We start from the raw sequence: 7,197 nt of genomic DNA, 5'->3' as shown, positions 1-7,197 counted from the left end.
CACACCGGGCGTTACGTCCCTCTTAACCCGCCGCGGGCCGCCCCCCCCGGGCGGGTGCGGGGGCCCTGTTTACCGTTTAAACACCGGTTTTTTTCCCGTCACACGCCCGTGCGGGGCAATTGCGCGACTAACCGCTTGATCCTCCGAAGAAGTTCCCGCCATTGGCGTTGCCTCTGGTGTCATCCCCGGTGTCGCTGGGGGATGGCGAGGGACTCGCCTCGCCGGTGCCGCCGTTGTCGCCTCCGCCGTTCACACCGCCCGAGTCGTCCTCGCAGCCGAAGAAGCTGTTGCAGGTATCGGAGGGGGAGGGCGACGGCTCGGGCTCCGTCTCACTGGGGCTCGGGGACGGCGAGGGGCTCGCCTCCTCGCTCTCCGTGATCGAAGGAGTGGGCGACGGAAGCGGCTCCTCGTTGACGACCTCGCCGATGGGCTGCGGATCCGGGAAGCCCTTCTTCGGCAGGTTCTTCATGGCCTCGGCCATGTAGTCGTGCCAGATCTCCGCCGGGAACGAGGCACCGTGGATCTTCTTCTGGCCACCCGTTCCGAACATCTCCAGGAACGTGCGGTTCTTCTTGGTCTCGTCGTCGTCGTACCGGAACATGGTGATCGCGGTCGACAGCTGGGGCGTGTAGCCGACGAACCAGGCCGACTTGTTGCCGTCCGTGGTACCGGTCTTGCCGGCCACTTCACGACCGGGCAACTGTGCGGCGGTACCCGTTCCCTTCTCGACCACGGTCTTCAGAATGTCCGTGACGTTGTCGGCGACCTTCGAGGTGAACGCCTGCTTGGTCTCGGTCTTGTGCGTGTAGATCACGCCGTCCTGGCTCGTGACCTTCTGGACCGAGTAGGGGTCACGCTGCTTGCCGCTCGCCGCGAAGGTGGCGTAGGAGCCCGCCATCCGGATGGCGCTCGGGTCGGAGATGCCGATCGAGAACGACGGGAAGCCGGCGCCGGTGAGGCTGCCCGGCTTGAGGCCGGCGCCTTGCGCAGCCTCCTTCACCTTGTCCAGGCCGACATCCATGCCCAGCTGGACGAAGGCGGAGTTCACCGACTCGCGCATTGCCTCACGCAGGTCGACCTTGAAGTTGGGCGGGGAGCCGTAGGAGGCCTGGCCGTCATTGGTCTGGAGCCACTCCTCGCCCTTCTCGTTCTTCCAGATCGTCCCGTCGTAGTTCTTGATCTTGAGCTTGTTCTTGCCGCTGAACAGGCTCTTGGGGGAGACGATGGTGCGCTCGTCCTGGGCCTGCGACGAGCCCAGGTCCTTGTCGCGGACGCCCCAGGTCATCGCCGCCGCGAGGACGAACGGCTTGAATGTCGAACCCACCTGGGCACCGGTCTGGTCGGCGTTGTTGGTGAAGTGCTTGGTCGCGTCCTCACCGCCGTAGATCGCCTCGATCGCGCCCGTCGCCGGGTTGACGGACGCCCCACCGAACTGGACGTGCGTGTCCGTGTCAGGTCGTTCCTTCGGCTTGATGTTGGCCTTCTGGACCTTCGAGACCGCCGTCTTGAGCTGCTCGACCTTGTTCCTGTCGAAGGTCGTGTGGATCGAGTAGCCACCCTGCTGAAGTTTGTTCTGGGTGATCCCCGTTTCCTTGCTGTTGGTGATCACATAGCTGTTGGCGAGGTCGACGAGGTAACCGATCTGACCGCTCAACTGGGTGTTCGAACGCGGGTTCTTCCACTTGGGCAGCGTCGTGTACTTGGCCCGCGTCGCGGCGTCCAGGTGCTTGTACTCGACCATCTTGTCGAGGGTGTCCTGCATCTGGTTCAGAGCACGCCTGCTGTTGGCCTCCGGCGTCGCGCCGGTCGGGTCGATGGAGCGGGCACCTGCCGGGTCGTAGTAGGTGGCGCCCTTCAGCGTGGCGGCCAGGAAGGCACACTCACCCTCGTTGAGGTCGATGGCGTCCTTGTCGAAGTACGCGCGGGCAGCGGCCTGAATGCCGTAGGCGTTGCGCCCGTAGTACGCCGAGTTCAGATAGCCCTCGATGATGTCGTCCTTGTCCTCCTCCGCCCCGACCTTGATCGAGACGAAGATCTCCTTGAACTTCCGGGAGAGCGTCTGGGACTGGTCGTTCAGCATGGCGTTCTTGACGTACTGCTGGGTGATGGTCGAGCCACCCTGCGTCTGTCCGCCTCGCGCCATGTTGAACACCGCGCGCGCGATGCCCTTGGGGTCGATGCCGCTGTCGTCGTAGAACGTCTTGTTCTCCTGCGAGATCACCGCCCAGCGCATCGCCTCGGGGATCTGCGAGAGATCGATGATCTGGCGGTTCGTCTCTCCACCGGTGGCAACCATCTGGGTGCCGTCGGCCCAGTAGTAGACGTTGTTCTGCGCCTCGGCCGTCTCGTCGACCTTGGGGATGTCGACGACGGCGTACCCGACGCCCGCCACCGCGACCATGCTGCCCATGAACCCGACGAACAGGCCGGTGACGAGCTTCCAGGACGGCACCCAGCGCTGCCAGCCGTACTTGCCGGCGCGCGGATAGTCGATCAGGCGCTTCCTGCCCGGCTCCGGGCGCCCTCTGCCCCGGCCCGGAGGGCCGGACGGGCCGCCGCGACGGCCTCCTGCGGGCTCGGCGCCCCTGCGCCGGCCACCCGTGCTTCTCTGTGCCGCGCGCCGGGCATCGGCACGGCCACCGGACGACGGCTCCTCGCCTCCAGGCCCGTGGAAACCCGACCCGTACGAGTCGGAAGGAGACCCGGTGGCGCCTCGCGGTGCCGCACGGCGGCCGGAGGACGAACCGGACTGGCCGCGTCGGGCCGCGGCACGTCCGCCTTCCTGCGACTGCGGCGGTTTGCGACGGTGCTCGCTCATCGAACGACTACTCCTCGGGCAGGCGCATCCGTGCGCGCCTGGAAACGGCGGCTGGTTTCCTGTCCCCCCGAAGTACGGATGAGGTCGCTGGCGCATTCACCCGTACCGCACCGGGGAACTCGACGCCCCCCGGCGTCACGCGAGTCCCGGTGGTTTGCATGGCGCACAGACTACGCACCGCCAAAACCTGCCTAGCCCCGAAGTTCACCCCAAAACAGGCAACTTGCCTACAACGAATCGGTGATGTGATCCCGTTCACCATCGTCCCCCTTGTCCCAGCCGGAAGGTCGTTCTATCGTGCTGATGTATCGAGTCGATACATCAGCACGGCATAAGACCATCAGCGGGCCCGGCACCACGGGTCGCGGAAGAGGGGAGGCGACGATGAGCCGGCGTTCCGGGATCCTCGAATTCGCCGTCCTCGGCCTGCTCCGCGAGTCCCCGATGCACGGCTACGAGCTGCGTAAACGACTCAATACCTCACTGGGTGTGTTCCGTGCGTTCAGCTACGGAACCCTCTATCCCTGCCTCAAGACGCTCCTCGCCAACGGCTGGTTGATCGAGGAAACGGGGAACAGCCGGGAGGACGCCCTCGCCGCTCCTCTCACCGGGCGCCGCGCCAAGATCGTCTACCGGCTGACGGCGGAAGGTAAGGAGCACTTCGAGGACCTGCTCTCCCAGACGGGCCCGGACGCGTACGAGGACGAGACCTTCGCCGCTCGCTTCGCCTTCTTCGGGCAGACCTCCCGTGATGTGCGCATGCGCGTCCTGGAGGGCCGCCGCAGCCGCCTGGAGGAGCGTCTCGAGAAGATGCGCGCCTCACTGGCGCGCACCAGAGAGCGCCTCGACGACTACACGCTTGAGCTCCAGCGCCACGGAATGGAGTCCGTGGAGCGCGAAGTGCGCTGGCTGAACGAGCTCATCGAGAGCGAGCGGGCCGGACGGGACCTGAAGGGTTCCGGCTCCGGGGGGTCCGCTCAGCAGAACACCACATCTGGATCGGCGGGCGGCCTGCCCCGTCCCGGGGACACCCCCGGGACGGATACGCCCGGCGAAACCGCCACGTGAGAGTCCATTCAGGGCCTCACTCGTACACACAGGGAGCAACCGGAATGGGTTCGGTTCGCGTAGCCATCGTCGGCGTGGGCAACTGCGCGGCGTCGCTGGTGCAGGGCGTCGAGTACTACAAGGACGCCGACCCGGCGTCCAAGGTCCCGGGCCTGATGCACGTGCAGTTCGGGGAATACCACGTCGGTGACGTCGAGTTCGTCGCCGCCTTCGACGTCGACGCGAAGAAGGTCGGCCTCGACCTCTCCGACGCCATCGGTGCCAGCGAGAACAACACGATCAAGATCTGCGACGTCCCGAACAAGGGCGTCACGGTTCAGCGCGGCCACACCCTCGACGGTCTCGGCAAGTACTACCGCCAGACCATCGAGGAGTCCGCCGAGGAGCCGGTCGACATCGTCCAGATCCTCAAGGACAAGCAGGTCGACGTTCTCGTCTGCTACCTGCCCGTCGGTTCCGAGGACGCGGCGAAGTTCTACGCCCAGTGCGCCATCGACGCCAAGGTCGCCTTCGTCAACGCCCTTCCGGTCTTCATCGCCGGCACCAAGTCGTGGGCGGACAAGTTCACCGAGGCCGGCGTCCCGATCGTCGGCGACGACATCAAGTCGCAGGTCGGCGCCACCATCACCCACCGTGTGATGGCGAAGCTGTTCGAGGACCGCGGTGTCCGTCTCGAGCGCACCATGCAGCTCAACGTCGGCGGCAACATGGACTTCAAGAACATGCTGGAGCGCGACCGCCTCGAGTCCAAGAAGATCTCGAAGACGCAGGCCGTCACCTCGCAGATCCCCGACCGCGACATGGGCGAGAAGAACGTCCACATCGGTCCTTCGGACTACGTGGCCTGGCTGGACGACCGCAAGTGGGCCTACGTCCGTCTCGAGGGCCGTGCCTTCGGTGACGTCCCGCTGAACCTCGAGTACAAGCTCGAGGTCTGGGACTCCCCGAACTCGGCGGGTGTCATCATCGACGCCCTGCGCGCCGCGAAGATCGCCAAGGACCGCGGCATCGGCGGCCCGATCCTGTCGGCGTCGAGCTACTTCATGAAGTCCCCGCCGGTCCAGTACTTCGACGACGAGGCCTACGCGAACGTCGAGAAGTTCATCCGCGGCGAAGTCGAGCGCTGATTCGACCGAACCCGGCGCGCGGACTCGACAGAGAGTCACGCGCGCCGGCTCAGCACAGCACATCGCGCTGTTGCCGGCAGCGCTGAAATTCGCTCCTGCCAGGGCTGACGAGGGCCCCCGGGTCATGTGATCCGGGGGCCTCGCCGTGTGTGAGGCTGTCCCCCATGGCCGTCGTCCGCGATCTACGCGTCCTGCTGCGCTTCGGCAACTTCCGGCGCCTGCTCGCCGTCCGGCTCCTCTCCCAGTGCGCCGACGGCGTCTACCAGGTCGCACTCGCGGCGTACGTCGTCTTCTCCCCGGAGAAACAGACCTCGGCCACCGCGATCGCCTCCGCCATGGCGGTCCTGCTGCTCCCGTACTCCCTGGTGGGCCCCTTCGCCGGCGTCCTCCTCGACCGATGGCGCCGCCGCCAGGTGTTCCTCTACGGCAACCTCCTGCGCGCCCTGCTGGCGTCGGTCACGGCCGTCCTGATCATCAGCAGCGTTCCCGACTGGCTCTTCTACGCCTCCGCCCTCTGCGTCACCGCGGTCAACCGCTTCGTCCTCGCCGGCCTGTCGGCGGCGCTGCCGCGGGTGGTCGACGCCGAGCGCCTGGTCATCGCCAACTCCCTCTCGCCCACCGCCGGAACGCTCGCCGCGACCGCGGGAGGAGGACTCGCCTTCGTGGTCCGCCTGCTGGTCGCGGACTCCGACGCCGCCGTCGTTCTGCTGGGCTCTGCGCTGTACCTGTGCGCCGCCCTGGTGTCCCTGAGCCTGGCGGTGGACCTGCTGGGCCCCGACCGGGAACGGGTCTCGCCCCGACTCGCAGCAGCCCTCCGGGGAACGGCCAGCGGTCTGGCGGCCGGCCTGCGGCACCTCTCCGAGCCGGGTCGTCGGCAGGCCGCCTGGGCGCTCGGCGCGATCACGCTGATGCGGTTCTGCTACGGCGCCCTCACGGTCATGATGCTGATGCTCTGCCGGTACGCCTGGTCCTCCGACCCGGAGGAGGGGCTGGCCCTTCTCGGGCTTGCGGTGGGCGTCGCGGGCGTGGGCTTCTTCGTGGCAGCCGTGGTGACCCCGTCGGCCGCCGGGCGACTGGGGCCCGGCCGCTGGATCGTCGTCTGCTCGGGCGTGGCCGCTGTCCTGGAGCTCGCGCTGATGCTCCCGTTCGCCGAAGCCACCGCGTTCACCGCGGCCTTCGTCCTGGGGCTCGTCACCCAGGGCGCGAAGATCGGCACCGACACCATCGTCCAGTCCTCCGTGGAAGACGGCTTCCGCGGCCGCACCTTCTCCCTCTACGACGTGCTGTTCAACGTCGCCTTCGTCGGTGCCGCCGGAGTAGCCGCAGTGATGCTGCCGCCGGACGGGCGCTCTACGGCCCTGGTGGTCACGGTCGCCGTGATCTACGGGGTTGTTTCTATGACAATGGCACGATTTGAACGCCAGTAAGTGTCACATCAATGCCACAGACTTCCCCTGGGCTACGGGGCTGTCACTGGCGGCCGGTAGTTTACGTGCGTCTTATCTCGCGTCTCACGCGTCACACACCTATGTTCTCTAGGGGGACCCCCAGTGACGACTCCGCCGCCCCAGGGCGAGAATCCGTTTGCACAGCAGGGCCAGCAGCCCTACGGCCAGCCCCAGGGCCAGGCTCCGTACCCGCCGCAGCCCGGCCAGCCCGGATTCCCGCAGCAGGCCAACTCCCCTTACGGAGCGGTCCCCCCGGCGCCGCCCAGTCGCAAGGTCAGTTTCAAGCTGATCAAGAACGTCGTGATCGTCCTGGCCGTCATCGGTGTGGGCATCGGTGTCTTCATATCGAACCGGGACGACGCCAACACCGCCGCGGTCGGCGACTGCATGCACCGCGGCAGCACGAATGACAACGACCCCGACCTCGAGGTCGTCGAGTGCAGCTCCTCGAAGGCCCAGTACGTGGTGCTGGCGAAGGTCGAGGGTGACTACTCCGCGGTCTCCGCAGAGACCAAGTGCTCGGAGAAGGCCAAGGACTTCCAGTACTCGTACACCGAGACCGGTGACGGCAGTAACTTCCTGCTCTGCCTGAAGGACTACTCGAAGTAAGGCAGTCGCAGAGAGGGGCGGTGTTTCACGTGTAAAACCCCCCCGCCCCGGATCCGGGCGGGGGGCTGGTTGTAGTGAGAAAATACCCCCCAGAAACCCCGCAGCCAAACCTGGGCCCACACAGCCC

General features: G+C 66.7%; 5 protein-coding genes. 4 read left to right on the top strand and 1 reads right to left on the bottom strand.

Going from position 1 to position 7,197, the window contains the following annotated elements:
• Window positions 1-127 precede the first annotated feature (127 nt).
• Window positions 128-2,818 (bottom strand): transglycosylase domain-containing protein, encoded by a 2,691-nt coding sequence (locus ACFWJX_RS11565; protein ID WP_383240345.1) that lies wholly within the window; start codon window positions 2,816-2,818, stop codon window positions 128-130.
• A 384-nt stretch (window positions 2,819-3,202) separates the two neighbouring features.
• Here ACFWJX_RS11565 and ACFWJX_RS11560 point away from each other — a divergent pair, with 384 nt between their 5' ends.
• The 4 genes from ACFWJX_RS11560 to ACFWJX_RS11545 all read left to right on the top strand — a co-directional run bounded on the left by ACFWJX_RS11560 (window position 3,203) and on the right by ACFWJX_RS11545 (window position 7,070).
• Window positions 3,203-3,886: a helix-turn-helix transcriptional regulator gene (locus ACFWJX_RS11560; RefSeq protein ID WP_383240342.1), complete on the top strand. Its 684-nt coding sequence runs from the start codon at window positions 3,203-3,205 to the stop codon at window positions 3,884-3,886.
• Between the two features lie 44 nt (window positions 3,887-3,930).
• Window positions 3,931-5,013, top strand: coding sequence for an inositol-3-phosphate synthase (locus ACFWJX_RS11555; RefSeq protein WP_383240339.1), 1,083 nt, complete (start codon window positions 3,931-3,933; stop codon window positions 5,011-5,013).
• A gap of 164 nt (window positions 5,014-5,177) precedes the next feature.
• Window positions 5,178-6,440: an MFS transporter gene (locus ACFWJX_RS11550; protein ID WP_383240336.1), complete on the top strand. Its 1,263-nt coding sequence runs from the start codon at window positions 5,178-5,180 to the stop codon at window positions 6,438-6,440.
• Between the two features lie 123 nt (window positions 6,441-6,563).
• Entirely contained in the window at window positions 6,564-7,070 is a 507-nt protein-coding gene (locus tag ACFWJX_RS11545) for a hypothetical protein (protein WP_383240335.1), read from the top strand.
• Window positions 7,071-7,197 lie beyond the last annotated feature (127 nt).

It is taken from the genome of Streptomyces sp. NPDC058335 (assembly GCF_042723915.1).
Lineage (GTDB): Bacteria > Actinomycetota > Actinomycetes > Streptomycetales > Streptomycetaceae > Streptomyces.
Note: the sequence above shows the minus strand (reverse complement) of the source record. Positions and strands in the feature narration are given on the sequence as shown.

Excerpts from the sequence above, each read along its gene's own strand:
- ACFWJX_RS11560 (WP_383240342.1), top strand. The coding sequence starts at position 3,203 with ATGAGCCGGCGTTCCGGGATCCTCGAATTCGCCGTCCTCGGCCTGCTC.
- ACFWJX_RS11555 (WP_383240339.1), top strand. The coding sequence starts at position 3,931 with ATGGGTTCGGTTCGCGTAGCCATCGTCGGCGTGGGCAACTGCGCGGCG.
- ACFWJX_RS11565 (WP_383240345.1), bottom strand. The coding sequence starts at position 2,818 with ATGAGCGAGCACCGTCGCAAACCGCCGCAGTCGCAGGAAGGCGGACGT.
- ACFWJX_RS11550 (WP_383240336.1), top strand. The coding sequence starts at position 5,178 with ATGGCCGTCGTCCGCGATCTACGCGTCCTGCTGCGCTTCGGCAACTTC.